The 25,774-nt window shown below is 65.3% G+C and carries 25 protein-coding genes and 2 tRNA genes; 7 read left to right on the forward strand and 20 right to left on the reverse strand.

From position 1 onward, the window contains the following. Positions 1–27 precede the first annotated feature (27 nt). The gene (dapA, locus tag H4W01_RS10180; RefSeq protein WP_209610895.1) at positions 28–909 is read right to left on the reverse strand and encodes a 4-hydroxy-tetrahydrodipicolinate synthase; all 882 of its coding nucleotides are present in this window, start codon (positions 907–909) and stop codon (positions 28–30) included. 87 nt (positions 910–996) lie between these two features. On the opposite strand from dapA, the gene H4W01_RS10185 reads away from it, so the two are divergent. The 3 genes from H4W01_RS10185 to H4W01_RS10195 all read left to right on the forward strand — a co-directional run bounded on the left by H4W01_RS10185 (position 997) and on the right by H4W01_RS10195 (position 3,946). Beyond that, positions 997–2,988 (forward strand): lytic transglycosylase domain-containing protein, encoded by a 1,992-nt coding sequence (locus H4W01_RS10185; protein WP_209610896.1) that lies wholly within the window; start codon positions 997–999, stop codon positions 2,986–2,988. A 54-nt stretch (positions 2,989–3,042) separates the two neighbouring features. Further along, entirely contained in the window at positions 3,043–3,534 is a 492-nt protein-coding gene (locus H4W01_RS10190; RefSeq protein ID WP_209610897.1) for a GreA/GreB family elongation factor, read from the forward strand. Positions 3,535–3,667: 133 nt separating this feature from the next. Continuing rightward, positions 3,668–3,946 (forward strand): acylphosphatase, encoded by a 279-nt coding sequence (locus H4W01_RS10195; protein WP_010403168.1) that lies wholly within the window; start codon positions 3,668–3,670, stop codon positions 3,944–3,946. Positions 3,947–3,992: 46 nt separating this feature from the next. Here H4W01_RS10195 and ettA read toward each other — a convergent pair whose 3' ends face one another. Then, positions 3,993–5,672, reverse strand: coding sequence for an energy-dependent translational throttle protein EttA (gene ettA, locus H4W01_RS10200; protein WP_209610898.1), 1,680 nt, complete (start codon positions 5,670–5,672; stop codon positions 3,993–3,995). A 269-nt stretch (positions 5,673–5,941) separates the two neighbouring features. On the opposite strand from ettA, the gene H4W01_RS10205 reads away from it, so the two are divergent. Both H4W01_RS10205 and H4W01_RS10210 read left to right on the forward strand, forming a co-directional pair. Then, positions 5,942–7,357: a M20/M25/M40 family metallo-hydrolase gene (locus H4W01_RS10205; protein ID WP_435804117.1), complete on the forward strand. Its 1,416-nt coding sequence runs from the start codon at positions 5,942–5,944 to the stop codon at positions 7,355–7,357. A gap of 158 nt (positions 7,358–7,515) precedes the next feature. Continuing rightward, positions 7,516–7,785 (forward strand): hypothetical protein, encoded by a 270-nt coding sequence (locus H4W01_RS10210; protein ID WP_010403172.1) that lies wholly within the window; start codon positions 7,516–7,518, stop codon positions 7,783–7,785. Positions 7,786–7,858: 73 nt separating this feature from the next. Here the strand turns inward: H4W01_RS10210 and H4W01_RS10215 are convergent, their stop codons facing one another. Next, the gene (locus H4W01_RS10215; protein ID WP_209610899.1) at positions 7,859–8,485 is read right to left on the reverse strand and encodes a tetratricopeptide repeat protein; all 627 of its coding nucleotides are present in this window, start codon (positions 8,483–8,485) and stop codon (positions 7,859–7,861) included. Between the two features lie 116 nt (positions 8,486–8,601). On the opposite strand from H4W01_RS10215, the gene H4W01_RS10220 reads away from it, so the two are divergent. Then, complete coding sequence (locus H4W01_RS10220; RefSeq protein WP_209610900.1) at positions 8,602–9,354, forward strand: HAD-IIB family hydrolase; 753 nt, start codon at positions 8,602–8,604, stop codon at positions 9,352–9,354. On the opposite strand, the gene H4W01_RS10225 is transcribed toward H4W01_RS10220, so the two are convergent. From H4W01_RS10225 to H4W01_RS10290, 14 genes are all read right to left on the reverse strand, one after another. Continuing rightward, the gene (locus H4W01_RS10225) at positions 9,351–10,403 is read right to left on the reverse strand and encodes a Leu/Phe/Val dehydrogenase (RefSeq protein WP_010403175.1); all 1,053 of its coding nucleotides are present in this window, start codon (positions 10,401–10,403) and stop codon (positions 9,351–9,353) included. The two genes, H4W01_RS10220 and H4W01_RS10225, sit on opposite strands and share 4 nt — an antisense overlap. A gap of 27 nt (positions 10,404–10,430) precedes the next feature. After that, positions 10,431–10,507, reverse strand: a tRNA-His gene (locus tag H4W01_RS10230). A gap of 53 nt (positions 10,508–10,560) precedes the next feature. Further along, on the reverse strand, positions 10,561–11,280 hold the full coding sequence (gspN, locus tag H4W01_RS10235) for a type II secretion system protein N (protein WP_209610901.1): 720 nt from the start codon (positions 11,278–11,280) through the stop codon (positions 10,561–10,563). After that, complete coding sequence (gspM, locus tag H4W01_RS10240; protein ID WP_209610902.1) at positions 11,277–11,753, reverse strand: type II secretion system protein GspM; 477 nt, start codon at positions 11,751–11,753, stop codon at positions 11,277–11,279. The genes gspN and gspM overlap by 4 nt, the downstream gene beginning before the upstream one ends. Further along, the gene (gspL, locus tag H4W01_RS10245) at positions 11,750–12,847 is read right to left on the reverse strand and encodes a type II secretion system protein GspL (RefSeq protein WP_209610903.1); all 1,098 of its coding nucleotides are present in this window, start codon (positions 12,845–12,847) and stop codon (positions 11,750–11,752) included. The genes gspM and gspL overlap by 4 nt, the downstream gene beginning before the upstream one ends. Continuing rightward, positions 12,844–13,827 carry a type II secretion system minor pseudopilin GspK gene (gene gspK, locus H4W01_RS10250; RefSeq protein WP_209610904.1) on the reverse strand — a complete coding sequence of 328 codons (984 nt, stop codon included), beginning with the start codon at positions 13,825–13,827 and terminating at the stop codon, positions 12,844–12,846. The genes gspL and gspK overlap by 4 nt, the downstream gene beginning before the upstream one ends. Next, complete coding sequence (gene gspJ / locus H4W01_RS10255) at positions 13,817–14,437, reverse strand: type II secretion system minor pseudopilin GspJ (RefSeq protein WP_209610905.1); 621 nt, start codon at positions 14,435–14,437, stop codon at positions 13,817–13,819. The genes gspK and gspJ overlap by 11 nt, the downstream gene beginning before the upstream one ends. Further along, positions 14,434–14,844 (reverse strand): type II secretion system minor pseudopilin GspI, encoded by a 411-nt coding sequence (gene gspI / locus H4W01_RS10260; protein ID WP_209610906.1) that lies wholly within the window; start codon positions 14,842–14,844, stop codon positions 14,434–14,436. Before gspI ends, gspJ begins: the two co-directional genes overlap by 4 nt. Then, the gene (locus H4W01_RS10265) at positions 14,807–15,277 is read right to left on the reverse strand and encodes a GspH/FimT family pseudopilin (RefSeq protein WP_209610907.1); all 471 of its coding nucleotides are present in this window, start codon (positions 15,275–15,277) and stop codon (positions 14,807–14,809) included. Before H4W01_RS10265 ends, gspI begins: the two co-directional genes overlap by 38 nt. Continuing rightward, entirely contained in the window at positions 15,252–15,698 is a 447-nt protein-coding gene (gene gspG, locus H4W01_RS10270) for a type II secretion system major pseudopilin GspG (RefSeq protein ID WP_209610908.1), read from the reverse strand. Before gspG ends, H4W01_RS10265 begins: the two co-directional genes overlap by 26 nt. Before the next feature lie 8 nt (positions 15,699–15,706). Beyond that, positions 15,707–16,933 (reverse strand): type II secretion system inner membrane protein GspF, encoded by a 1,227-nt coding sequence (gene gspF / locus H4W01_RS10275; RefSeq protein WP_209610909.1) that lies wholly within the window; start codon positions 16,931–16,933, stop codon positions 15,707–15,709. A 137-nt stretch (positions 16,934–17,070) separates the two neighbouring features. After that, complete coding sequence (gspE, locus tag H4W01_RS10280) at positions 17,071–18,573, reverse strand: type II secretion system ATPase GspE (protein WP_209610910.1); 1,503 nt, start codon at positions 18,571–18,573, stop codon at positions 17,071–17,073. 137 nt (positions 18,574–18,710) lie between these two features. Next, positions 18,711–20,924 (reverse strand): type II secretion system secretin GspD, encoded by a 2,214-nt coding sequence (gene gspD / locus H4W01_RS10285; protein ID WP_209610911.1) that lies wholly within the window; start codon positions 20,922–20,924, stop codon positions 18,711–18,713. Then, the gene (locus H4W01_RS10290) at positions 20,921–21,766 is read right to left on the reverse strand and encodes a type II secretion system protein N (protein ID WP_209610912.1); all 846 of its coding nucleotides are present in this window, start codon (positions 21,764–21,766) and stop codon (positions 20,921–20,923) included. The genes gspD and H4W01_RS10290 overlap by 4 nt, the downstream gene beginning before the upstream one ends. Positions 21,767–21,890: 124 nt before the next feature. Here H4W01_RS10290 and H4W01_RS10295 point away from each other — a divergent pair, with 124 nt between their 5' ends. Next, a complete protein-coding gene (locus tag H4W01_RS10295) occupies positions 21,891–22,547 on the forward strand; it encodes a prolyl hydroxylase family protein (RefSeq protein ID WP_209610913.1) in 657 nt (218 codons plus the stop codon). A 36-nt stretch (positions 22,548–22,583) separates the two neighbouring features. Here H4W01_RS10295 and H4W01_RS10300 read toward each other — a convergent pair. From H4W01_RS10300 to lon, 3 genes are all read right to left on the reverse strand, one after another. Further along, a tRNA-Val gene (locus H4W01_RS10300) sits at positions 22,584–22,658 on the reverse strand. Positions 22,659–22,795: 137 nt separating this feature from the next. Beyond that, positions 22,796–23,068 carry an HU family DNA-binding protein gene (locus H4W01_RS10305; protein WP_010186832.1) on the reverse strand — a complete coding sequence of 91 codons (273 nt, stop codon included), beginning with the start codon at positions 23,066–23,068 and terminating at the stop codon, positions 22,796–22,798. Positions 23,069–23,221: 153 nt separating this feature from the next. Then, positions 23,222–25,675, reverse strand: coding sequence for an endopeptidase La (lon, locus tag H4W01_RS10310; protein ID WP_010403202.1), 2,454 nt, complete (start codon positions 25,673–25,675; stop codon positions 23,222–23,224). Positions 25,676–25,774: the final 99 nt, after the last annotated feature.

The following is a 25,774-nucleotide window of genomic DNA, read 5'->3' on the forward strand; positions in this document are numbered from 1 at the left end:
ACCGGCGCTGCCGCGCACCGAGGCCCCCTACAGCAACCCAGCCGCCGCCAGCCCCGCATCCACCGCACGCTGGCTCGCTTCGCTCGGCCAGGTCATCGGCAAGCGCAACGCCTGCGGGAAGTCGGGCCGCACCCGGCTCAGCGCATATTTGACCGGCCCCGGCGAAGCATCGGTGAACAGCGCCACGTGCAGCGCAAACAGCCGGTCGTGCAACTCCAGCGCCGCCGCATACTCCCCCGCCGCGCACGCCGCCTGGAACGCCGCGCATAGCGCCGGCGCGACATTGGCGGTCACCGAGATGCACCCCACCCCGCCCGTTACATTGAACGCCAGCGCCATGTCGTCATTGCCCGAAAGCTGCACGAACCCGTCCGGGCACGCCGCGCGCTGCGCCGAGACGCGCTGGATCACCCCCGTCGCATCCTTGATGCCGACCACGCTGGGAAAAGCATGGGCGATCCGCGCGACCGTCTCGACGGCGATGTCGGTCACGGTGCGGCCGGGCACATTGTAGAGTACGATCGGCAAATCGCACGCCTGCACCACCGCCTGGAAATGGCGGAAGATGCCTTCCTGATTGGGGCGGTTGTAGTAAGGCGGCACCATCAGCGCGGCGTCCGCGCCCGCCGCCTTGGCCGCCTTGATATTGTGGATCGCCACGCGCGTATCGTTGGAGCCCGCCCCTGCAATCACCGGAACGCGGCCCTTGGTCTGGTCGACGCAGATGCCGACGATGTGGAAATGCTCCTCCGCGCTCAGCGTGGCCGCTTCGCCGGTGGTGCCGCAGGGCACCAGCCCGGTCGAACCTTCGTCAATCTGCCATTCAACCAGGTCGCGATAGGCCGACTCATCAAACGCGCCGTCGGCGGAGAACGGCGTGACGAGCGCCGGGATCGATCCCGAAAACATGGTTAAGCTGCTCCTGAGAGACGGAATTCCGTCGCATTTTTAGATTTGTCGCGCGACAAATACGGACGAAAGGCATATTCTGTCTATATGATTGCTTCGCTCCTTAAATCAGCCCTGTTGCTGGCAGGGGTTTCCACCATCGCGGTGACGTCGAGCGACGCACAGGATCAACTCGGCTGGGGCCGTGCGACACAGGTTCTGGCGGGCACGACCGCAAATAACGCCGCGCTGGCCGCGTCGATCGCCGAATGGAAGGCGCTGCAACAACCGAGCGGATATAGCTTCGAACGCTATGCTCGTTTTCTGCTCGCCCACCCCGGCTGGCCCGGGGAGATGGGTCTGCGGCGCGCGGCGGAGCGGTCGCTCGATCTGGGCGGCTGGTCACCCTCGACCGTCGTATCGTTTTTCCACCGCTTCCCGGCGTTGACGGGGTCGGGCCGCACGCGCTTCGCCGAAGCGCTGGCCGCCACGGGCTCGCGCGATGAGGCCAATGCCGCCGCTCGCGCGGCCTGGGTCGCGGGGTCGCTCTCCACCGCCGATGAAGCGCGGATCATCACCGGCTTTGCGAATGCGCTGACCCCGTCCGACCATAATGCGCGGATGGACATGCTGCTGTGGCAGGGCGCGCTTGCGGCGGCGCAGCGGCAAATGGCGCTTGTCAGCCCTGCGTGGCAGCCGGTGTTCGCCGCCCGCCTTGCCTTCCGCACCAACGCCCCTGATGCGGCCGAGCGTGCCGCAGCGACCCAGCAATATGGCGCGGCCGATCCGGGCTGGCTGGCGGATCGCGCCAATTGGCTGCGGAGCACCGGTGCCTCGGCCAGCGCGCGCACCTTGCTGGCGCAGCGCCCCGCGCTGGCGATGACGCCCGGCAGCCCGGGACAATGGTTTGAAGTGCTGCTGACCAACGCCAAGGCAGCTGCGGCAGACGGTCAGGCGACGCTGGCCTATGACATCGCGCGCAAGGTCAGCGATGCCTATTCCGCCGGCACCGATGTCAGCACCCGCCCCTATGGCGAGCGCGACGATTATACGAGCCTCACCTGGCTGGCCGGGCAGACCGCGCTGAAGCAACTCGCCCGCCCGGCCGATGCCGTCCCGCTGTTCCTGCTCTATGCCAGCGCATCGCGCACGCCGACGACTCAGTCCAAGGGGCTATACTGGGCCGGACGTGCGGCAGAAGCCGCCGGGCACCGCGACGAGGCCAATGGCTATTATGCGCGCGCAGCGGGCTTCCGCGACCTGTTCTACGGCCAATTGGCGAGCGAACGCATCGGCCAGCCGCTCAACCCGCCGGGCGACCCGATCCTGCGCCCGGTCGCGCCGGATGTGCGCGCGGCTTTCTACGCCCGCGAGACGGTACGCGCCGCGCAATATCTTGGGACGACGGCGGCATGGGTCGACCAGACCGCCTTCGTCCGCCAGATCGCGATCGACGCCAAGACCGATAGCGACCATGTCCTGTCGACCGAATTGTCGCGCACGCTTGGCCGCCCCGATCTCGGCGTGATGGTCGGGCGCAGCGCGCTGCAAAACGGCCTGAGCGAATACTCGACCGTCGGCTTCCCCAATGTCCGCGTGCCTGTGGCCAGCCAGGACGACTGGACGATGATCCACGCCATCGCGCGCCAGGAAAGCCAGTTCGATCGCGCCGCGATCAGCCATGCCGGCGCGCGCGGGCTGATGCAGTTGATGCCGGGGACCGCGCGCGACACCGCAACCAAGCTCGGGCTCAGCTACGATCCGTCGGCGCTGACCACCGATACCGATTACAACATCATGGTCGGATCGACCTATTTCCGGCACATTTACGGGATTTACGGCAGCTATCCGCTTGCCGTCGCGGCGTACAATGCCGGACCCGGCAATGTGAACAAGTGGCTGCGCGCCAATGGCGACCCGCGCCTGCCGGGCGTGGACATGGTCGACTGGATCGAAGCGATCCCGATCTACGAGACCAAGAATTACGTGCAGCGCGTGCTCGAAAACGCCGTGGTCTATGATTTGATGAACCCGAGCCGCGCGCGGTCTTCGGGTGCGAACCGGATCAGTTGGTATCTGGGCAAGACCATACCGGGCTGAAACACCCGATCTTGGGGATGACAGCGCACCGGCACCTGTGGTGTAGCATCCACAATGGACGATCGCCCCAATTACATGACTCCGGCGGGCTATGCCGCGCTGAGTGCCGAATATCAGCAGTTGCTGGGCGAGGAGCGCCCCAAGCTGGTCGACGTCATTTCCTGGGCGGCGGGTAATGGCGACCGCTCGGAAAATGGCGACTATATCTATGGTCGCAAGCGCCTGCGCGAGATCGACCGGCGGCTGGGGTTTCTGGCGCGGCGGATGAAGGCGGCGAAGGTGATCGACCCAGCCGCGCAGCCGGACCGGGGGCGCGTATGGTTCGGGGCGACAGTTACGATCGCCGACCCTGAAGACTTTAGCGACACCGCCGAACGCACGCTGACGCTGGTCGGGGACGACGAAACGGATGCCACCGCTGGCAGGATCGGCTGGAATGCGCCGATCGCGCGGGCGCTGCGCGGGGCCGCAATCGGCGACGTGCGCCGTGTCACGCTCCCGGCAGGCGAGCGGCAATATGAGGTGATTGCGATCTCCTATCCGTGAAGAAACGCGAACACGCGACGGAAACTGCAGGATTTACGACGGAACCGGCAGGAACGACGATGACTTCGCGCACGTGATGCTACAGCACGGTGATCGCGCGCGAGACGATGCGGCGAATATAAGGTTGATGACAATGGCAGTGGTGCAGCGGGTGTTCGTCACCGGCAAGGTTCAAAATACGGGTTTTCGGGACTGGGCGGTGCGCCGCGCGCAGGAATGTGGCGTAACCGGTTGGGTGCGCAATTTGAAGGACGGGCGGATCGAAATGCTCATCGCGGGCGAGGACGACGCCGTCACCGCCATGACCGAGGCGTGCCGACAGGGCCCTCCGCTCGCACGGGTCGATCATCTGGAAGCCAATGCCGATAGCGAGCGCGTCCCCAAGGGGTTCACCAAGCGCTTCACTGCATGACCAGCGCGGGGAGCGGCGTGGCACTTCCACGCCGCCCCTCCGGACCTTATCGCGTCAGTTTCTTGTAGGCGAGCCGCGTCGGACGGTCGGCCGCATCGCCCAGTCGGCGACGCTTGTCTTCCTCATAGCTTTCGAAATTGCCTTCGAACCATTCGACATGGCTGTCGCCTTCGAACGCCAGGATGTGCGTCGCCAGGCGATCGAGGAAGAAGCGATCGTGGCTGATCACCACGGCGCAACCGGCGAAGGATTCGAGCGCCTCTTCCAGCGCGCGCAGCGTCTCGACGTCAAGATCGTTGGTCGGTTCGTCGAGCAGGAGGACGTTGCCACCCTCCTTCAGCATCTTGGCGAGGTGCACGCGGTTGCGCTCACCGCCCGAAAGCTGGCCGACCTTCTTCTGCTGGTCCTGCCCCTTAAAGTTGAACGCGCCGACATAAGCCCGCGTGCCCAGTTCCTGCTTGCCGAAGCGGAAGATCTCGAGCTTGTCCGAGATTTCCTCCCAGACATTGTTGTTCGGGTCGAGGTCATCGCGCGACTGGTCGACATAACCGAGCTTGACCGTCTGACCGACCTCGATCGTGCCTTCGTCGGGCGTTTCCTGACCGGTGATGAGCTTGAACAGCGTCGACTTACCCGCGCCGTTCGGCCCGATCACGCCGACAATGCCGCCCGGCGGCAGCGTGAAGTCGAGATTCTCGAACAGCAATTTGTCGCCATAGGATTTGGTCAGGCCCTTGGCCTCGATCACCTTGCCGCCAAGCCGTTCGGGCAATTGGATCAGGATCTGCGCCTTGCCGACGGCGCGATTTTCCTGCTTCTCCATCAGCTCGTCAAACGCGCGGATACGCGCCTTGGACTTGGTCTGGCGCGCCTTGGGGGTCTGCCGCATCCACGCCAGCTCGTCGGCGATCGCCTTGGCCTTGCCCTGCTCCTCGCGCTCTTCCTGCTCGAGCCGCTTCACCTTCTTTTCGAGATAGCCCGAATAGTTGGATTCATAGGTGTAATAGCGCCCGCGATCGAGCTCGAGCACCCAGTTCACGACATTGTCGAGAAAGTAGCGATCGTGGGTGACGAGGATGACGTTGCCGACATAATCGCGCAGGTAATTTTCGAGCCAGGCGACGCTTTCGGCGTCGAGATGGTTGGTTGGTTCGTCGAGCAGCAGGATGTTGGGCTTTTCGAGCAGCAGCTTGCACAGCGCAACACGACGCTTCTCACCACCCGACAGGTTGGTGACGGCGCTGTCGCCCGGCGGGCAGCGCAGCGCTTCCATCGCGATTTCGAGCTGGTTGTCGAGGCTCCAGCCATCGGCGGCGTCGATCTTTTCCTGCAACTCGCCCATTTCGCCGAGCAGCGCATCATAATCGCAATCCTCGGGCGGATCGCCCATGATCGCGACGATCTCATTATAGCGATCGACCATGTCGGCGATCGGCCCCGCGCCCATCTTGACGTTTTCCATCACCGTCTTGGTCGGGTCGAGCTGCGGCTCCTGGGGCAGATAGCCGACCTTGATACCCTCGGCGGCCCATGCCTCGCCGGTGAAATCGGGGTCGATCCCGCCCATGATCTTCATCAGCGTGGATTTGCCCGAACCGTTCGGCCCGATGATCGCGATCTTGGCGTCAGGCAGGAACTGCAAATGGATGTTGTTGAGCACCGGCTTGGGCGCACCGGGGAAGGTCTTGGTCAGGCCCTTCATTACATAGCTGTACTGCACGGCCATCGGCTGCGGGCTCCGGGATCGAGAAGGATGGATTTGAGTGGCGGCAGATAGCGACCGGCAGCGCGCTTGGCAACGCGCCGACGACAGGTTGCCGCGCAGCGACGGGGGCGCAATCTTCGCAGGCGGATTTCGATGGTCCGATGCGATTCCCGTTGCAACCGCCGCGCGTCTTGGTCTTACTCTGGTGTTGACCAACCTTCCACCCGCCGCACGGCAACGCCGCTCGGAGATTTCCGCATCACCCCTTTGCCAACAGACGGGAACCGCCCTTGATCAAGCTTCGCGCCTTCGCCCCTGCCACGCTGCTTCTCGCCACCACGGTGCTGGCGACACCCGCGCTCGCCCAGCGCGTCGCGCCGCCTGCGGTGGCGATCGCACCGACGGTGACCGCGCTGCGCGATGCGGCGCTGAAGGACGATGTTGCCTATGATATCGTATCGGGCATCACCACCGAGGTCGGCCCGCGCCCGGATGGCTCCCCCGCCGAAGAACGCGCGCGGCAATGGGCCGTCGCAAAACTGAACGCACTCGGCTTCAAGAACGTGCGAATCGAACCCTATGAACTCAAGAACGTATGGGTGCGCGGCGTTGAAACCGCAGAAGTTCTGGGCAGTTATGCGCAGCCGTTGCGGCTGACCGCACTCGGCAATTCGGGTGCCACGCCCGCCGCGGGGCTGACGCTGCCCGTCGCCTATTTCGCCAGCTTCAATGATTTGCTGCTCGCTCCTGCCGGCAGCCTCACTGGCAAGATCGCCTTCGTCTCCAATGCGATGCAACCAACGCAGGACGGGTCGAGCTATGGCAGCCAGGGCATGGCGCGCTTCGTCGGACCAAATATTGCGGCCAGCAAGGGCGCGAGCGCGATCGTGATCCGCTCGATCGGCACCGACCACGGCCGTGGGCCGCATGCGGGCACGACCAACTTCGCGCCCGGCGTAACGCCGATCCCTGCCGCCGCGCTGTCGGTTGCCGACGCCGAAAATCTCGAGCGGATCGTCAAACTCGACAAGCAAGTGAAGCTGCACCTCACCCTGACGCCGACGGTGGTGCCCAGCCGCATGTCGGGCAATGTCGTCGCCGAAGTGCCCGGCACCGATCCTGCGGCGGGCACGATCCTGATCGGCGGGCATCTCGACAGTTGGGATCTTGGCACCGGCGCGATCGACGATGGCGCGGGCATCGCGATCACGGCGGCCGCGGCCAAGCATCTGCTCGATTCGGGCCCGCATCGCCGCACGATCCGCGTCGTGTGGTTTGGAGATGAGGAAACGGGCGGCTTTGGCGGCGCGGCCTATGCCAAGGCTCATGCCGGGGAAACCCATGCGCTGGCCTCCGAATCCGATTTCGGGGCGGATCGCGTGTGGCGTTTCGAGACCAATTTGCCGGAAAGCGCCAAAGCGGTTGGCGATCGTCTCGTGGTCGCACTCGCCCCGCTCGGCGTCGTGCGCGGTGCGGGTGTCGGCGGCGACGGAACCGATGTCGGCCCAACGCTCAAGACCGGCGTTCCGGCGGTTGATCTTAACCAATCGGGCCTGCGCTATTTCGATTATCACCACACGCCCGAGGACACGCTCGACCGGATCGACCCGGAACAATTGCGGCAAAACGTCGCGGCCTGGACGACGATGCTCGCCATCGTGGCGGACGCACCCGAAGCGATGGGTCCTGTCACCCCGAAAAAGTAACCATAACTCAACCCGTCGCAAATGTGGCGGAAAGGTGGCATTTGCGGTAACTTATGGCGAATTTAAGATTGACGCACCGCAACAGGACGTTATGCCACCAGCCTTCGCGACGGCGTTGGGCCGCTCGTGAAACTGCTAATTTGCTTGGGAGCAATTGCATGAAGAAGATCGCCCTTGTTCTCGTTGCCGCCGGTGCCCTGTCGCTCGCTGCGTGCCACAAGAACCCTGAAGCTGCCGCCATCGAGAACAATGCCGACGTCATCGCCGACGGCATCGACAACAACGCTTCGGTCCTCGACGACGTTGCGTCGAACACCTCGAACGCTGCAGCCGCAGACGTGATCGCAAACTCGGCTGACGCACTGCACGACAAGGCGGACAACGTCCGTGACGCCGGCGCAGCGAAGGCTGACAACGTTACCAAGTAAGACTGTCGGGGCGTTTCGCCCCAGTCTGACGAATGGGGCGCTTCCTTCGCGGGGAGCGCCCTTTTTCGTTGGGTCAATAACCGCGCTGCGCAAGCGCGATATTGAGCGCGTATAGCCGCACCGCAATGTCGCGGCGATACGATATCGCAGGCGGAGATAGCGCCAGCGCCCGCGCCCAATAAGGCTGCGCGGCGCGGAAATCGCCTGCCTCGACATAGGCCAGGCCTTCGAAAAAGGGAGGCGCTGGGTGATCGGGCGCGATCTGGGTCGCGTGGTTGAAGGCGAAGCGAGCGGCAGGCGAAACCATGCCGTCATGTTGCGCCAGCGCGGTGCCGAGCCCGACCCAGAGGGTAAGGCTGCGCGGATAATGGTTCAGCCCCATCAGCACCACCTGCACGCCGCTGTCGCGGCTGCCACGCCGCATCAACGCGTCCGATGCGATCAGATACGCCCCATCCCCCGAAAATCGACCGAGCAGCGCGCCGCGCAGATCGACGATCGAGGGATCGATCGCAACCGTTGCGGCATCCGCTTGCGCGGGGCTGCCCGGGAGCATGGCCCGGCCCTGCAGGGCGTAACCGAGTATGCCCAGCCCAATGGCCGGCGCGGCGATCGCCAATACGTGCCGCGAGACGCCCGCGCGCCACAGGATCAGCGCGACCAGCGCAGCGATCAGCACCAAGGACACCCAGCCATTCATATCAGACCCATCGCGCTTGCCATCGCGCCACTTTAGGCCATTTTGTCGTCCCGTCGACGCGCAACCCCATGTCGTCCCCGCGCGTTCGCCCCTAAACGGTGCAAGGAATCGATATCGTGAAACAGTTGATCGCCTTCGACCTCGACGGGACGCTGGCCGAGAGCAAGCAGAAGATCGGGGATGAAATGGCCGGGCTGCTCGGCCAGCTGCTCGCGCGCGTGTCGGTTGCCGTCATTTCCGGCGGGGATTGGCCGCAATTCGAGAAGCAGGTGGTTGCTGCCCTGCCCGCCACCGCCGCGATCGAGCATCTGTTCATTATGCCGACCACCGGCACCAAGCTGTATCGCTTTAGCGATGGAACCTGGAGCCCGGTCTATGCCGAAATCTTCGCGCCGGCCGAGCGTGACCACATCCTCAGCGCTCTGACCGAAGCGACCAGGGAAGCAGGCTTTGCCGACGAGAAGATCTGGGGCGAGCGCGTCGAGGATCGTGGCAGCCAGATCACCTTTTCCGGCCTCGGCCAGGAAGCCCCGCTCGACGCCAAAAAAGCCTGGGACCCCGATTTCGCCAAGCGCAAGGCAATGCAGGTGCTGCTGCGCAAGGCCCTGCCCGATCTCTCCGTCAATATCGGCGGATCGACCTCGCTCGACATCACCCATGCGGGAATCGACAAGGCCTATGCGATGCGCCGTCTCGCTGAGCATTCGGGGATCGCGACCGAGGACATGCTGTTCCTCGGCGACGCGATCTACCCCGGCGGCAATGACGATGCCGTGCGCGCAGCGGGTATGGACACCATCGCGGTGCGCGACGTGGCGGAAACCGCCACCGCCGTGCGGGCGATGATCGCCTGCCTGCCGAAACGTTAGCCCCGACCGATGAGGCGGCGCGCGATGCTGTCGGCCACGTCGGCGGCAGGCGCGCCGGTGCGGTCGCTCTCATCCCACACTTCGATCAGGCGATCCGGAATCCGCGCGATGCGGGCGTTGACCTCGGCCTGGTCGCCCTGCCCGAGATATTCGAGCCCGACATTAATGATGCCGCCTGCGTTGATGACGTAATCGGGTGCGTAGAGGATCCCGCGCGCCTGCAGCGCCGCGCCCTCGGCCTTGGTCGCGAGCTGGTTGTTCGCGCCACCGGCGACAACCGTGGTTTGCAGCGCCGCAATCGATTCGGGCGTCAGGATCGCGCCCAGCGCATTGGGGCTGACGATATCGGCCTTGATGCCCAGGATCGCGTCCGCCGCGACCGTCTCTGCGCCCAGTTCGGCCGCCAGCGCCTTGGCACGATCGGCATTGACGTCGGCCAACGTCAGCCGCGCGCCATCCTTGGCGAGCAAACGCGCAAGACCGCCGCCAACACTGCCGACACCCTGGATCGCGACATGCACGCCCTTCATCACGTCCGCGCCCAGACCGCGCTTGGCGGCAGCCTTGACGCCGAGATAGACGCCCATCGCGGTATAAGGTCCAGGATCACCACCTGCGCTGCCCGCCGCGACCGGCAGGCCCGACACGTGCTTGGTCATCGTCGCGATCGTCTTCATGCTCGCTTCGGACATGCCGACGTCTTCTGCCGTAACGTAGCGCCCGCCCAGCGACTCGACCACGCGGCCAAAGGCTTCGAGTTGCGCCTGGCTGATCGAATCGCCCGGCTTTGCCGCCAGCACGACGCCCTTGCCGCCACCCATGGGCAGGCCCGCCATCGCATTCTTGAAGCTCATCCCGCGCGATAGGCGCAGCGCGTCGGTGATCGCGCCGTCGCTATCGGCATAATGCCAGAAGCGCACGCCGCCCGCTGCAGGACCCAGCTTGGTCGAGTGAATCGCAATGACCGCACGAAGCCCCGAGGCAGGATCGGTGAAGAGGTGTACGCCCTCATGATCGTCGAAATCGGGGAAGCCCCAGCCGCTGGTCACGCTAGAATTCCTGGCTGCTTGAAGAAGTGGGGCGACCGACGGGACTTGAACCCGCAACATCCGGCATCACAAGCCGACGCTCTAACCAATTGAACTACGATCGCCGCAGAGCAAGCGCCCCTAGCGGGCGGCAGGGGCCAGCGTCAAGAATACAAGCTCAAAATTTCCCCTCAACCGCGAGAAGATATCCATTGGGCATGTGCTGAAACCCGCTGCGCTCCAGCTTTTGCGTGGCCGCAACGTCGCTTGGCTTGGCCAAAAACTCGGCGCGAAAGCGTCCCGAATCCCACAACCGCACCGTCACTTGCTCGGTCCCGGCTTGGCTGACGAGCGGCAACAGCAGCGCACCCGCGTCACACCGCGCCGCGCCCGCCAGGCCCTGCCCCAGCGTGATTCCCGCAATATCGCCACCCAGCGTTGCCTTGACGCGCCCTTCGGCACGCTCGCACCGCCCGTCCACAAACCGCACGCTGACATCGTCCAGATCGATGGCGGTGATGGGCAGCGGCGCGAACGCGTCCCCGACGGGTACGCCAGCGGTCATCTGCTCGATTCCGACGCTGTGCCGCGAGACGCTGACCGCCCCGTGCAGGGCACGTCCGGTGCCCGACGGATGCCCCTCCAGCGCGAGTCGCGCCCGCCCGGCGAGCAAGGCCCATGGCGACAATGCGGCATCGACATCGCCCAAAGCGATGCTGCCCAGCTGCGCCTCACGCAACGAGCCCATCCACACGCTGCCACTAGCGGCCCGCGCGGCAAAGCCGGTGCCATCCAGATCGAACCACGCCAGCGCGAACCGCAGCGGCAACAGCAGGATCAACGCCAGCACAAAGATCGCGCCGAACAGCGCCGCCGGTCCGGTGCGCAGACGGATCATTGCCCCTGCGCCTTCAACGTCATTTGCACTGCCACCGTGCGATCGCCATTGTCGGTCGTTCCCAAGCGATCGACCAGCATACCCGACGCTTCGAGATCGGCGATCCAGCCGATCAAAGCCCCGGGCCGGGCCGAGGCGATGGTGATCTGCACCCGGTCGCCCCCCTGCGGCACGACACTGGCGAGCGCGAAACCGGCATCGTTGGCGCGCGTCCGCACCATCGCTTCGAGCGGTCCGGCCAGCGGCGCGGCGCGGTCGGCCTGCGCGGCCTTCACCGCATCGACCCGCGCTTGCGTCTCGCCCAGGCGAATCACCGCATCGGCATGGCGCGTCTTGGCCGATTCGAGCGCATCGCCGAGCGGCACGACCAGGAAATAGCATAAGGCCAGCACCGCCATCGCCCCACCGGCCAGCAGCAGATATTGTTCGCGCCGGGAGCGGGCGCGATACCAGAGGAGCAAGCGCTCGGTCATCGCGGCTTCACCATGATGTCCCCCGTCACGCGCCCGCCGACCGACTGGAACTGCCCCATCGGCGTAGCGCTGAGCCCGCTCGCTTCGATCCGGCGCTGCAAATCGAGGATCTGCCCCTCATTCTGGACGCCCACTGTCACGCGCATCGCCCCGTTCGAATCGAAGGATAGCGTGCGGATCTCGGTGCCGGGCGTCGCGCGCATCGCCGCGAAAACGGTCGCGGCGGTGCGGCTGAAGCCGAGCCCGCCGCCGCGCAACCGCTCCAGCCGCGCGCTGAGTTGGCGGTCAGCGTCGTTCACCGCCTCGCCGCGCGCGAGGCCACTGCGGGCCAGCACATCGGCACGGCGTTCGAGATCATCGGCGGCGAGCGAATAAGTCAGCAGTTGAACGCAGGTGATGAGCAAGGTCACCGCCAGCACCGCCCCGGCCAGCCAAGCAAGCCGCCGGATCAACGCCCAATCGATCGCCGTGGCCACCACCTTCGCGAACGGCCCCTGCCGCAGGTTGAGTACGGGCGCATGGGCCGCCGCGATGATCGCAGCCTCCATTTGGTCGCGCGGCAAGGTCTCGGGCCTGACCCCGCCGGTGATGAGATCGGTCAGCCCGGCCTCGTCGGCAAAGCCGCTGGTCGGCCCGCGGACCACGCCCGCCCCGCCGAAATCGGCGCGGACATAGCCCGTCTCCGGTCGCGGCAACAGCAACGGTGCGGGCAGCAGCCCATCGGGATCGATGCCATAGTCTGCAAGGGCGTTGAGCCAGTCGCGCATCTGGGTCGCCGCCACGACGGCGATCGGCCGTTCGACCAGCGCATCCTCGCGCCCCACTGCAACGTGCATTTCACCGATCGGGGTTGCGCTGGCATCGGCGGCGAGCAAGCGCGCCGCTGCCACCGCCTGCGCGAGCGAGCGATCGGGCAGCTCGGCCCAGTGCAGCGTCACCGCATCGGCGGGCACCACCGCGACCAGGCGGTCATCGCCGTCTGCGGCCAACACGGGCATCCCCTCGCCCCGCCCGGTCACCCCATCGCCCGCGATCCGCAGCCAGCGCCACGCGGTGTCATGCGTCGGAACAAAGAGGACGAGCGTGTCGGTCATGGTCGCTCACCCCATTGGCGTGATACCAGCCGCGCGGGAAGGGCCGTTGCGTCGATCAGACCAGTTTGTTCAAGCCGAGTGCTACCCAATGCGACATCGACGCGCAGCGCGAACCACGTCGTCTTGACATCGGTCTGCCCCGCACCGGTCGCGCCCGCCCCGCCAGCGAGCGCCGATTGCGACCAGAACGCCCCCGCATTGGCGAATCCTTTTGGCGGGCGCTGCAACAGCGCCTGGCGCACGGCCTCGACCGACAGGGTCTGGCCGAGCATCGCGATCAGCGGTGCCTGTTCCGGCAGCACTGTGTTGACGTTGATCTTCGACGGCGTCGCGACGGGCAGCGTGCACAGCCACGGTCGAAGCCGCTCATAATCGAGCCGCGTCACGCCGGCGACCGCGCGCAATTCGCTGGGGTCGGTCATCAGCGTGTTGGCGGTGCGATAGGCGAGCTTGCCGCCGCCATAGACGTTATCCTCGGCACCGCCCTCGAGCGGACTGTTGTCGCTGTCGATCCAGTCCGCCGCCGCAGCCGCAATCGCATCGGGCGAGCGCGCGGTGGGATCAACCAACGCGATCAAGCGCGCGAACTGCGTCCGCGCCGGGGTATACGCGGCATAGACGCCCGGCGTTACTTCAATGGCGAGGCTGTTGAGGTTGAAGCAATTCCCGCCATCGGTGACGGTCGCGGTGGCGGTGCCGTTGGGAATCGGCAGCGCGAAGGGTTGGCCGCTCCAGCCGCCCTCCAGCGTCACCTTGTCGGGGCTTTTCGACAAAAGATCGCTGATCTTGAACACCGCGAGCGTTTCCGCCGCGAACGAGAAGGCGCGGGCCTGGTCGAGCGCAACGGCATTGCCGCCCAACCGAGTCGCCAGCCGCAGTTTTTCGAGCGCGACCCCCGCCAGGACGGCAATGACGGCGACCAGCAGCAGCACCGTCAACAGCGCCGCGCCGCGTTCGGTCCTGGGCACCTCAGCGCGCATTGGTCACGCGCTTGCCATATCCGGTGCCGACGAGAACCATTTCGCGCGTCTCCACGCCCGGATCGCGCACGATGCGGAGCTCCAGTGCATCGGGCAGCGGATTCTCCGCATTGCCGATCCAGCGGTCGCTCCACGCCCCCCTGAGACGATAGCGGAGAGCGACCGTGCGGATGTGCGACAGGAGCGGCGTTGGCGGCAGCGCTTGCGCGCCATCAAGCATCGGATAGGCAATGCGGACCAGCGCGCCATCCTCGAGCCGATATTCGACCTTCTGTTCGGACGGGCGCGGCGCGCCATCGAGATTGCTCCAGCCGCCGCGCACCACGCGCAGCAGCACCGCGCCATTGCTGCCCGATTCGCCGGTAAAGGCCGGCACCATCTCGCCCCCCTCGCCGCGCGTCGTGCGCACCACAGCCTGGGCAAGGTCTGCGGTCAGGATCGCGGACAAGCGATTACGCGCCGACACCGCCTCCAACCGGGCCCCCGTCACCCCTTGCGCCCGCACCGAAAAGGACAGGAGTGCCACGCCAGCCGCCGCCAGCAGGCCAAAGATCAACAGCGAAATCATCACTTCGACCAACGTGAAGCCGCGTTCGGCGAAGCGCCTCATGGCTTGGTCGCCCCGTCACGCACCATCGTGATATGCCCGGCGCTGCGGCCCGCCTGATCGAGCACGGTCACGTCTATGCGGAGAATGCGGGCGTCGCCGGTCGGCTCAACCACGCGCGTCCAGGTCCAGTCGCGCCCGCCATTTGCTTGGGTGCCGGTGGCAGTGCCGATGGTGGGCGGTCGGGCATCGGTCATCGCCTCGATCGCGATGTTGCGCGCCACCATTTGCGCCATCAGCGTGGTGTCGAGCGTCGTCGCGCCCCGGATCGTCGCGCCTTCCAGCCGGATCAGCGCGAGCGCGGCGAGGCTGAACACGGCGAGCGCGACCATCATCTCGATCAGCGTGAAGCCGCGCGCCGCTGTCGGCGCCCTAACCACCGATTCGCACCGCGCCATCGGCGGCGACATGCACCACCACGCTCTCGCGCGACCGCGTGAGCGTCACGTCAAGCGGGCGATCCGCCATGCCGGTCGAATCGAACAGGATGCGGTCGCGCGGAGTCGCGCCACCCGGCAGCGCCCGCGTGCCGCTGCTCCAGCGCGTTACCCGCAGCGGCTTCTCCCCCATCGCCACCCACGCGCCGTCCAGGCGTTCGTCAAAGCCATAGCCGCCCTCGGACACCCACACGCTGATCGGCCGTGCGCCCACCACCGCCAGATCATGCGCCGCACGCGTCCGTGCGGCGAAACGCGCGGCCTCATCGGTCAGCCGTCCGCGCGGGTCGGGCAGCGCCAGCACCACCACCGCGCTGGCCAGGCCGATGATCGCAATCACGATCATCAGCTCGATCAGCGTGAAGCCGCGCTCGCGCGCCTTACTGCCAGCTACCGATATCGGCATTGGCCCCCTCGCCGCCTTCCTTATGGTCCGCGCCCAGCGTCCACACATCGGCCTCGCCATGCGCGCCGGGGGAGGCATAGAGATAGGGCTTGCCCCACGGGTCGAGCGGCAGTTTCTTGATATAGCCGCCGCGCTGATATTTGCTCGCATCGGCATCGGCCGGTGCCGACACCAAAGCCTGCAAGCCGTCGGTGGTCGAGGGGTACACGTCGTTCTGCAATTTGTAGAGATCGAGCGCACCCTCGATCTGCGCGATATCGGCCTTGGCCTTGGTGATCTTGCCTTTGTCGCCCAGCGGCAGGACGTTGTAGGTGACGATCGCGGCGAGCAGGCCGAGGATGACGATCACCACCATCAACTCGATCAGGGTAAAGCCCTGTTCGGACGGGCGAACACGGCGGTTGGTGTGGGAAGCAGGCATTACAAACCTCATTGTCCGGCAAGCGTGTTGAGTTGCAGGATCGGTAGCAGGATGGATAGCACGATCGTGGCGACGACGCCCCCCATCAGCACGATGATGAGCGGTTCGAGCAGCGACAGCGCGGTGGTGGTGAAGCGGTCGAATTCGCGCTCCAGATAATCCGCCGCGCGTTCCAGCATGTCGTCGAGCTGCCCCGCCGTCTCGCCAGACGCGGCGAGATAGGTCAGCAAGGGCGGGAACACGCCGGTCCGCCGCATCGCCGCCGACAGGCTGCCGCCACCGCGGATCGATTCGATGATCTCGTCCGACGCGCGTTTCAGGCGCAGATTGTGGATCGTGCCGCCGGTCAGCGTCAGCCCTTCGAGCAGCGGCAAGCGACTCGCCACCATCGTTGCCAGCGTCCGCGCCATCCGCGCGGCGTGCAGATCGCGCAACAGCCGACCAAGCAAAGGGAGCTTCAGAATCCAGGTGTCGAACGCAAGTTTCACGCGGGGGTCTTTCAGCGCACGCCACGCCCCCAGGCCAATCAGCACAGCGCCGATCAGCAGCGCCCACCAATAACCGACCAGAAAGGCCGACAGCGCCATCACCGCGCGCGTCAGGAAGGGCAGTTGCTGCCCGACCGTGTCGAACTGCTCGACCACTTGCGGCACCACGAACACCATCAGCGCCGTCACCACCGCCATCGCCACCACCGCCAGCACGGCGGGGTAAGCGAGCGTGGTGATGATCTTGCCGTTGATCTCGGCCTGCCGCTCCAGCAACAGCGAGAGGCGTTCGAGGATGACCGGCAACGCGCCCGAGCTTTCCCCAGCCGACACCATCGCGCGGTATAAAGCCGGGAAGCTCTTCGCCTCACGCGCCATCGCCTCATGCAGCCGCCGCCCCTCGACCACCCCCGCATGGACCGATTCCACGATCTCCCGGACATGCTCCTGCTCGGTCTGGCGCACGATCGTGCGCAGCGATTCCTCCAGCGGCGATACGCGGTTGAGCGTTGCGAGTTGCCGCGTGAACAGCGTCAATTGCTTGGTGCTCATGCGTCGACGCCCCAGCCGCACATCGGACAGCAGCGCCTTGCCCTTGGCCGGGCGCCCGGAGCCGGGTTCGACCTTGACCACATATAACCGCCGCCGATCGAGCAGCGTGCGCGCCTCGTCGATCGACGGCGCCGCGATATGCCCGCGCGCTTCGCGCCCCTTGGTGTCGATCGCGATGTAATCGAAGTCAGGCATGAGCCCTGCCCCACACATATCCTCCCCTCCCTGGAAGGGAGGGGTTGGGGGTGGGTCGGCCTAGGGAGAGGACAGCCCCAGCCACGGGCCAACCCACCCCCGGCCCCTCCCTTCCAGGGAGGGGAGAAGAAGACCGCTCACTCACCCGCCACCATCGGCGCTTCCGCATCGGCCATGTCGCGCCGCGACACCCGCACCGCTTCCTCGGCCGTGGTCACCCCCTCGCGCACCAACTGCCGCGCCGCGCTGCCAAGCGTCGGCGCATGGAGAAAAGCGTGGCGCGCGATCAGCGCTTCATCGCCGCCATCGTTGATCAGGCGGCGCACCGTCTCATCGACGCGGACGGCCTCATACACGCCCACACGCCCCTTAAAGCCGCTGCCCTGGCACTGCTCGCAGCCGACCGCCTCATAGACGATCGTGCCCGGATCGAAACCGAGCAACGCCGCCACTGGCCCCTCCGCCGCGACCGGGCGGCGGCACTGCTCGCACAGCCGCCGCACCAGCCGCTGCGCAATCACCGCGCGCAGCGTCGATGCCAGCAGGAACGGCTCGACCTTCATGTCGCGCATCCGCGTGATCGCGCCGACCGCGTCATTGGTGTGGACCGTGGACAGCACCAGATGCCCGGTCAGCGATGCCTGCACCGCAATTTCGGCGGTTTCGCGGTCGCGGATTTCGCCGACCATCACCACATCGGGGTCCTGCCGCAGGATCGCGCGCAATCCGGCCGCGAAAGTCAGCCCGACCTTGGGGTTGACCTGGGTCTGCCCCACCCCCTCCATCGCATATTCGACCGGGTCCTCGACCGTCAGGATGTTGCGGCTGCCATCGTTGAGCAGCCGCATCGCCGCATACAGCGTCGTCGTCTTGCCCGATCCCGTCGGCCCGGTGACCAGGATGATGCCATTGGGCTCGGTCACCGCATCCTTGAGCAACTGGTGGATGGCCGGCGTCATGCCCAGCGCATCGAGCGTGATCCCGGCATTTTCCTTGTCGAGAATGCGCAACACAACGCGCTCGCCCGCGCGGCTCGGCAAGGTCGATACGCGCACGTCGAGCAATTTGCCGCCCAGCGTCAGCCCGATGCGCCCATCCTGCGGCACGCGGCGCTCGGCAATGTCGAGCCGCGCCATCACCTTGATGCGGCTGACCACCACCGGCGCGACATGCGGCGGCATGCGCAGCGTCTCACGCAGCACGCCGTCGATCCGCATCCGCACCACCAGCCCGGTTTCATAGGGCTCGACATGGATGTCGGACACGCCGTTGCGCGCTGCATCGGCGATGATGCCGTTGATCAGCCGGATCGCGGGAGCATCGTCGGCGGTGTCGAGCAAATCGTCCGCGCTCGGCAGATGATCCGCCAGCATGTCGAGTTCGTCGCCCAGCCCCAGCGCCCCCGCCGCCATCGCCGCCGCCTGCCCGTCCATCGCATAGACTTCGGACAGCAGCCGGTCGAAGTCGCTCGGCGTGACGGGTGTTACCTGGAATGGCCGGGCCAAATGGCGGCGCAGCTCGATCAAGGCCTTAGGATCGGCCCCTTCGCGCATCGCAACGGTGAAGTGCCCGTCATGGTTCGGCGCGACCACCACGCCAAAGCGGCGCGCAAAGGCGTAAGGGATGGTGATTTGCGTCAAGGCATCAAAATCTCCCCTTCCGCTTGCGGGCGGGGTTGGAGCAGGGCTGTCGCTCGACAAGGCTGCAGCGGGGCTGCCCTCCCCTAGCCCCTCCCGCAAGCGGGAGGGGAAAGTCCCGGGATCACCGCCCGGTCCCATCACCGCCCCCGCTTGGTGTGGATCACCGTGCTCGAACTGCGCTGCACCGGCACCGCAATGCGGGGGTCCTCGATGTTGCCGGGCACGGGCGCACTCGGGATCGGCGGGGCCGCGCCCATATAATCGCGCACCAATTGGTCGATCGAAGGCTCGTCATTCGGCGCGGCCAAGCCCTGCTGCAGGCGCAAATAGCCATAACGCTGCTCGGTCAAGCGGCGGCTGTCCTCGGCGGTGCGCAAAATGGTCGGGCGGATGAAGATCATCAAATTGGTCTTGGTCCGCGATTTCGCCTTGGAGCGGAACAGATTGCCCAGCCCCGGAAGATCGCCCAGCAGCGGAATCTTCTGGATCGTGCGGCGTTCATTGTCGTCGAGCAAACCACTGATGACGGCGATGTCGCCATCGTCGACCGTGCGCACCGTCTCGACCTCGCGCTTGTTGAGGATCAGGTCGCTATTGTCGCTCGACACCGGCCCCGCGATCGAACTCACCCCCAGCCGCAGATTGAGCTTCACTGTGCCCGAGGAATTGACTTGCGGCCGCACCGTCAGCTCGATCCCGACATTTTCACGCTGGGTGGTGCGGAAGGTGTTGTTGAAATTGTTCGACAGCGCCTGCCCGGTGGTGATCGGAATTTCCTGCCCGACCAGGCTGTGCGCTTCCTGATTGTCGAGCATCACCAGATGCGGGACTTGCAACAGGTTGGAGGTGGTGTCGCTCTTCAACGCATTGATGATCGAACCGAACACCGTGTCGCCGATCTTGCCCGCCCAGCCACCGAAGCCGCCGCTCGCGCCCAAAATCGAGCTGATCGCCGATTGCGCCAGCGAATCGCTCGCGCTGCTGTTGGTGCTGGTGGTTACGGTGGTGCCGTTGACCACCGTCGTCGTGGTGCTGAGCTGCCGCGCGCCAATCGCCCCGGCGATGGTCAGCAAGCTGGGCGCGGTGTTCTGGAAACTGGAGGCCGCGAACACGCCGCCCTTGATGTTGGCGATGGCGAATTGCGCGCCAAGCTGGCTGGCGGTCTGGTCCGAAACTTCGGCGACAATCGCTTCGACCAGCACTTGTTCGCGCCGGGTGTCGAGTTGATGCACCACATCGGCCAATTGGCGCTGCACTTCCGCAGGTGCCGCGATGACGATGGCGTTCGCGCCAACGAAGCGCGTGACCACTGCCGCCGTCCGCCCGGCCGAACTGATCGCGGCTTGCCCGGTCGAGGTACCGCCACCGGCCGAGACGTCTTGCTGGACGGTCGGCGCGGTGGTCTGGCGTGCGGTCGTCTGAAACCCGCTGCCGTTGCTGCCGCTCGACTGGCCGTTATTGCTGCCAAAGGTCGATGCGGACAGTTGCTGGTTCGAAATGGGCGACGGGGCCTGCCCGACCAGTTGCTGAAGCACGGGCAAAAGCTGCTCGGCATCGGCATTCTCAAGGAAAATCACCTTGATTTCGGTGCCGTTCTTGGCGCGCCGGTCCAGATCCTCGGCCACCGCCGCCAGCCGCGCGACCGACGCCGCATCGCCGCGGATCGCCACCGAATTGGAACTGGTCACGGCCACCACGCTCGCGCTCGAGCCAGTCGACGGTCCACCGCCGCCCGCGCCCTGCCCAGTCAGCGCTTGCAACGCCGTTGCGATTTCACGGGCACCGGCATTCTTCAACGCGACAATGCGCGTTGCGGCAGTGTCGGTGTCGATCTGGCGGATCACCTCGCGCACGCGGCGGACATTGTCGGCGAAATCGACGATGACCAGGCTATTCCCACCGCGATTGGCGGTGACCGAGCCCTGCGGCGAGATCAGCCCCCGCACGGTATCGACCGCCGAGGCAGCGTCGATCGAGCGCAAGCGAACGATTTCGGTCACGTAACTGTTGCTGGCCGCACCACGCGCCCCCACGCGGCTGGGCTGCGACGCGGCATTGTCGGTCGGCTGCACCCGAAACGCGCCATTGCTGGTCGGCACCGCGACCAGGCCGTTGGCGCGCAGCGTCGACAGGAAAATCTCGAAATATTGCGATTTGCTGACCGGGTGATCGGTCACCACCGTCACCTTGCCCTGCACGCGCGCGTCGATGATGAAGGTCCGCCCCGTCACCCGCGCCGCATCGGCGATGAACGCGCGGATATCCGCGTCGCGCACATTCATCGTGGTCTGCGCAACGGCGGTGCCGGCGAGCGCAAGCGCCAGAAACGGTGCCAGAGTAAATGTCTTCATTGCCCCGCAATCGTGATGGAAAGTGGAATCGTGTCCTTGCCGCGCTCCACCGCGACAGAGAGCAGGCCGCCTTTGGCAAATTGTGCGGCGAGACGCTCGATATCGCCTGTCCCTCCGACCGGCTTGCCGGCAATCTGGGTCACGACATCGCCCTCGTGCAACCCGGCGGTGCGAAAGGCGAGCCCACTCCCCTGCGATCGCACGGTCAGCCCGGTCACTCGGCCATTGTCGATGCGCGGGATGAACCCAACGTCCGAACGCAGTTGGGCAAAGGTGATCCCCGAAGGAGCCGAAGGCATTGGACGCGTCGGACCACCGCCAACCAGCGGCGGCGCAGCGGGCGCAGGCGTGGCGACTGGCGTGATTTCCGGCTGTACCAGGAAGAGATCTTCAGACGCGCCATTGCGGTCGATCGTGACATGGTCGAACGCGACCGCCTTCAAGCGCACGCCGGGCATGATCTCCTGCCCCACCCCCACGCTTTGCTGTACCCCGTCAGGCCCAGCGATAATCGCCGAGCCGCCGCCCTGCGCTTCATCGACCCGCGTTCCGAACAAGGTCAGTTGCAAGCTGGTGACCACCGCAGGCCCCGCCGCATCGCCGCCGCTGATGCGAAAGAACGGATCGAAGCTGCTCAAGAGCGCTTGCGGAGCTCCGGCGAACCCGCTGTGTGCCGGGCGCCAGACGCCGATCGCGCCGAGCGGCGTGACCACCGTCCACACCAGCCGCGCACCTTGCACCGCGAGCAGAGCGATCAGCAGCAGCTCGAGCGCGCTATACACTTTCGTCACGGGTACGCGTCGCAAAACACTCCGCGCTCGCGCATCCAACACCAACCGCATGCGGCATTATTCCTCGATCGCGCGTCTAACCTTATCCGCGTGTTACAGACACCAGACGACGCTGTGAACCTCGCACGGTCGCAGGGGCTGGAAAAGCCACAACGGCTTTGGCAGGAATAGGCCGATGACCGCGCAGACACATTTCGGATCGGGCAACCCGGCGGACGCCATGATCGAGCATATCCTCGCCCAACCGGGCGTGCAGCGCGTACCCAGCACCAAACTGACGCTGTTTGTTCGCCGCGGCTTTCTCGATCCCGCAACGTCCACGGCCTTGTGTGCGCGAGTCGATGCGACGCGACGGCCATCGACCCTGTCCGATTTCAACGGCGACCCGACCTTTCGGACCAGCGAGACAGGCGATCTCGATCCGTTCGATCCGCTGGTGATCGATCTCAACGCGCGAATCGCCGCCTTTACCGGGCTCGACCCGGCGCATGGCGAGCCGATCCAGGGGCAGCGTTACGCAACGGGGCAGGAATTCAAAGCCCATACCGATTATTTCGAACCCGACGGAATCGACTATCAGCGGTATTGCGGCATTGCGGGAAACCGCACGTGGACGGTGATGATCTATCTCAACCAGCCCGAAGCTGGCGGTGCCACCCGCTTCAAGGCGATCGACAAGATCATCCAGCCCGAAACCGGGAAGCTGCTGGCGTGGAACAATCGCCTGCCCGACGGGCGGCTCAACCCCGCCACGTTGCACCACGGGATGAAAGTCCGCGCGGGCACCAAATATGTCATCACGAAATGGTTTCGGGAGCTGCCCTGGCGCTGACGCCGCAGCGTCGCCGGACAGCCCGATCCGTGAGAATGGTGGGCGCGGCAAGGATTGAACTTGCGACCCCACCCGTGTGAAGGGTGTGCTCTACCACTGAGCTACGCGCCCGTTGCCGTCCTGCACATGCGAGATGTGGGAGGGCTGAACGGATGAGGGCGGCGTTACCGCCGCCCTCGTCACCAATCCCTTAAAACGAGCAAGTGCCGCTTGTCCAGCGACACCTCGCATGTTTTCGGGAGATTAGATCAATTGACCGAATCCTTCAGGCCCTTGCCGGCCTTGAACTTCGGCTGCGACGACGCCTTGATCGTCATCGGTTCACCGGTGCGCGGGTTGCGGCCGGTCGAGGCCTTACGCTTGCTGACCGAGAACGTGCCGAAGCCAACCAGGCGCACTTCGTCGCCCTTTTTCAGCGCTGCCGAGACCGCATCGAACACCGCCTCAACCGCCTTGCTTGCATCACCCTTGGTCAGACCCGACGTGTCGGCCACCGTCGCGATCAATTCCTGTTTGTTCATCGCCACCAAACCCCCGATACAAAATGGAAAAAATATACCCAGGCAAAAAGCCGGTTGCGCACTAAGACGGCTAGCGCGGGGGCTGTCAAAACAAAAAGCGACAGCCCCGGTCTAAAATCGGCGGAAATGCGGCATTTCGAGTAATCGATCCGATCAATGATGCACTTCACCGCCAATTGGCGCGACGCCCGCTGGCGGCTGCGCGGCCAGGTCATCGGCCTCGGTCCAGTCGATCGCGGTGAGCGGGCCGGTCAGCGCGAGCCGCAACACTTCATCGACATGCGCCACCGGGATGATCTTCAGACCATCCAGGATATTGGCCGGAATCTCCGCCAGATCCTTCTCATTCTCCTGCGGGATGAGCACGGTGGTGATGCCGCCACGTAGCGCCGCCAGCAGTTTTTCCTTCAGGCCGCCGATCGGCAGCACGCGCCCGCGCAACGTCACCTCGCCCGTCATCGCAATGTCGCGCCGCACCGGCACGCCGGTCAGCGTCGAAACGATCGCCGTGACGATGCCGATCCCCGCCGACGGCCCATCCTTGGGCACCGCGCCTTCGGGCAGATGGATATGGATATCCTTGCGCGCGAAGATGCTCGGCTTGATCCCGTAAGAGGGCGAGCGCGCCTTGATGAAGCTGAACGCGGTCTCGATCGATTCCTTCATCACATCGCCGAGCTTGCCGGTGATCTTCGCCGCCCCGCGCCCAGGCACGGTCACGCTTTCGATCGTCAGCAATTCGCCGCCGACTTCGGTCCAGGCGAGACCGGTGACGGCACCGATCTGATTCTCTTCCTCGCCCAGGCCGTGGCGATATTTCTTCACGCCCGCAAATTCGGAGAGATTGTCCGGGGTGACGGTGACGCTCTCGGCCTTGCCTTCCAGAATCCGCCGCAACGCCTTGCGCGCGAGCTTGGCGATCTCGCGCTCCAGCGTACGCACACCGGCTTCGCGGGTGTAGAATTGGATCAGCGCGCGCAGCCCTTCGGTTGTCAGCGTGAACTCACCCTCTTTCAGGCCATGCGCTTCGATCTGCTTGGCGATCAGATGCCGCTCGGCAATCTCGACCTTCTCATCCTCGGTATAGCCTTCGAGCCGGATGATCTCCATGCGGTCGAGCAACGGCTGCGGCAGGTTGAGCGTGTTCGCGGTGGTCACGAACATGATGTCCGAGAGATCGACATCGATCTCCAGATAATGGTCGTTGAACTTCGCATTCTGTTCGGGATCGAGCACTTCGAGCAACGCCGAGGCCGGATCGCCGCGGAAATCCTGGCCGAGCTTGTCGATTTCATCGAGCAGGAACAGCGGGTTGCTGGTGCCGGCTTTCTTGAGGTTGGTCACGATCTTGCCCGGCAGCGAGCCGATATAGGTGCGGCGATGGCCGCGAATTTCTGCTTCATCGCGCACACCGCCTAAAGATTGGCGGATAAATTCGCGGCCCGTGGCCTTGGCGATCGACTTGCCGAGGCTGGTCTTGCCAACGCCGGGCGGGCCGACGAGGCACAGGATCGGCCCCTTCAGCTTGTTGGTGCGCGCTTGTACCGCGAGATATTCGATGATCCGGTCCTTGACCTTTTCGAGCGCATAGTGGTCCTCGTCGAGCACCGCTTGCGCCGCCGAAATATCCTTGCGGATCTTGGACTTCTTGCCCCACGGCAGGCCCAGCAGCACGTCGAGATAGTTGCGCACGACGGTGGCCTCGGCCGACATCGGCGCCATCGTCTTGAGCTTCTTCAGCTCCGCCGTCGCCTTGGTGCGGGCTTCCTTGGACAGTTTGAGCGTCGCGATCTTGTTGGTCAGCTCGGCGATCTCATCGCCTTCGCCCTCGTCGCCCTCATTGCCGAGCTCACGCTGGATCGCCTTCAACTGCTCGTTGAGGTAATATTCGCGCTGGGTCTTCTCCATCTGGCGCTTCACGCGGCTTTTGATCTTCTTCTCGACCTGCAGCACGCCAAGCTCGCCCTCCATGAAGGCGAACACCATCTCGAGTCGCTTGGCCGGATCGCGTTCGATCAGCAGCGCTTGCTTGTCGGACACCTTGACCTGGACGTTGGCGGCGACCGCGTCGGCGAGCTTGCTCGCATCCTCAATCTCGCCGAGCTGCACCGCGGTTTCGGCGGGCAGCTTGCGGTTGAGCTTGGCATAATTCTCGAACTGCTCGACCACCGAACGCATCAGCGCGGCCATTTCGGTATTGGCGGCGTCGAGCGCCTCTTCACCGTCGTCGCCCTCCAGCATTTCGACGTCGGCAGCGAGATAGCCGTCGGTCTGCACCAGGCCAGTCAGCGCGGCGCGGCGCTTGCCCTCGACCAGCACGCGCACCGTGCCATCGGGCAGTTTCAGCAATTGCAGAACGACGGCGGTGACGCCGATTTCGTACAGATCATCGCGATCGGGATCGTCTTCGCTCGGGTCGAGCTGCGCGACCAGGAAAATCTCCTTGTCGGCGGCCATCGCCGCCTCCAGAGCCGCGACCGACTTGTCGCGACCAACGAACAGCGGCACGATCATGTTGGGGAACACGACGATGTCGCGCAGCGGCAGCACGGGATAGGCGTGGGTGGGCGACGAGGACTTGGACGGGGTGAAAGAAGCTTTGGTCATGGATACTCCGGGGTCGCGTCAACGACGCGGGCTTAGTTCCTTATATGGGGGGAGTTGCCGTTGCATCAATCGTCGAACGATTTTGGGTGGTGCAGCGGC

Source organism: Sphingomonas sp. PL20 (assembly GCF_017875905.1).
Lineage (GTDB): Bacteria > Pseudomonadota > Alphaproteobacteria > Sphingomonadales > Sphingomonadaceae > Sphingomonas > Sphingomonas echinoides.

Excerpts from the sequence above, each read along its gene's own strand:
- H4W01_RS10265 (WP_209610907.1), bottom strand. The coding sequence starts at position 15,277 with ATGCCGATATCGGTAGCTGGCAGTAAGGCGCGCGAGCGCGGCTTCACG.
- H4W01_RS10290 (WP_209610912.1), bottom strand. The coding sequence starts at position 21,766 with ATGCGGTTGGTGTTGGATGCGCGAGCGCGGAGTGTTTTGCGACGCGTA.
- gspM (WP_209610902.1), bottom strand. The coding sequence starts at position 11,753 with ATGACCGAGCGCTTGCTCCTCTGGTATCGCGCCCGCTCCCGGCGCGAA.
- gspL (WP_209610903.1), bottom strand. The coding sequence starts at position 12,847 with ATGACCGACACGCTCGTCCTCTTTGTTCCGACGCATGACACCGCGTGG.
- H4W01_RS10305 (WP_010186832.1), bottom strand. The coding sequence starts at position 23,068 with ATGAACAAACAGGAATTGATCGCGACGGTGGCCGACACGTCGGGTCTG.
- H4W01_RS10215 (WP_209610899.1), bottom strand. The coding sequence starts at position 8,485 with ATGAATGGCTGGGTGTCCTTGGTGCTGATCGCTGCGCTGGTCGCGCTG.
- H4W01_RS10210 (WP_010403172.1), top strand. The coding sequence starts at position 7,516 with ATGAAGAAGATCGCCCTTGTTCTCGTTGCCGCCGGTGCCCTGTCGCTC.
- H4W01_RS10195 (WP_010403168.1), top strand. The coding sequence starts at position 3,668 with ATGGCAGTGGTGCAGCGGGTGTTCGTCACCGGCAAGGTTCAAAATACG.
- H4W01_RS10190 (WP_209610897.1), top strand. The coding sequence starts at position 3,043 with ATGGACGATCGCCCCAATTACATGACTCCGGCGGGCTATGCCGCGCTG.
- gspI (WP_209610906.1), bottom strand. The coding sequence starts at position 14,844 with ATGTCGCCGCCGATGGCGCGGTGCGAATCGGTGGTTAGGGCGCCGACA.
- gspJ (WP_209610905.1), bottom strand. The coding sequence starts at position 14,437 with ATGAGGCGCTTCGCCGAACGCGGCTTCACGTTGGTCGAAGTGATGATT.
- ettA (WP_209610898.1), bottom strand. The coding sequence starts at position 5,672 with ATGGCCGTGCAGTACAGCTATGTAATGAAGGGCCTGACCAAGACCTTC.
- gspK (WP_209610904.1), bottom strand. The coding sequence starts at position 13,827 with ATGCGCGCTGAGGTGCCCAGGACCGAACGCGGCGCGGCGCTGTTGACG.
- H4W01_RS10295 (WP_209610913.1), top strand. The coding sequence starts at position 21,891 with ATGACCGCGCAGACACATTTCGGATCGGGCAACCCGGCGGACGCCATG.
- lon (WP_010403202.1), bottom strand. The coding sequence starts at position 25,675 with ATGACCAAAGCTTCTTTCACCCCGTCCAAGTCCTCGTCGCCCACCCAC.
- H4W01_RS10185 (WP_209610896.1), top strand. The coding sequence starts at position 997 with ATGATTGCTTCGCTCCTTAAATCAGCCCTGTTGCTGGCAGGGGTTTCC.
- gspG (WP_209610908.1), bottom strand. The coding sequence starts at position 15,698 with ATGCCTGCTTCCCACACCAACCGCCGTGTTCGCCCGTCCGAACAGGGC.
- gspD (WP_209610911.1), bottom strand. The coding sequence starts at position 20,924 with ATGAAGACATTTACTCTGGCACCGTTTCTGGCGCTTGCGCTCGCCGGC.
- gspF (WP_209610909.1), bottom strand. The coding sequence starts at position 16,933 with ATGCCTGACTTCGATTACATCGCGATCGACACCAAGGGGCGCGAAGCG.
- dapA (WP_209610895.1), bottom strand. The coding sequence starts at position 909 with ATGTTTTCGGGATCGATCCCGGCGCTCGTCACGCCGTTCTCCGCCGAC.
- gspN (WP_209610901.1), bottom strand. The coding sequence starts at position 11,280 with ATGATCCGTCTGCGCACCGGACCGGCGGCGCTGTTCGGCGCGATCTTT.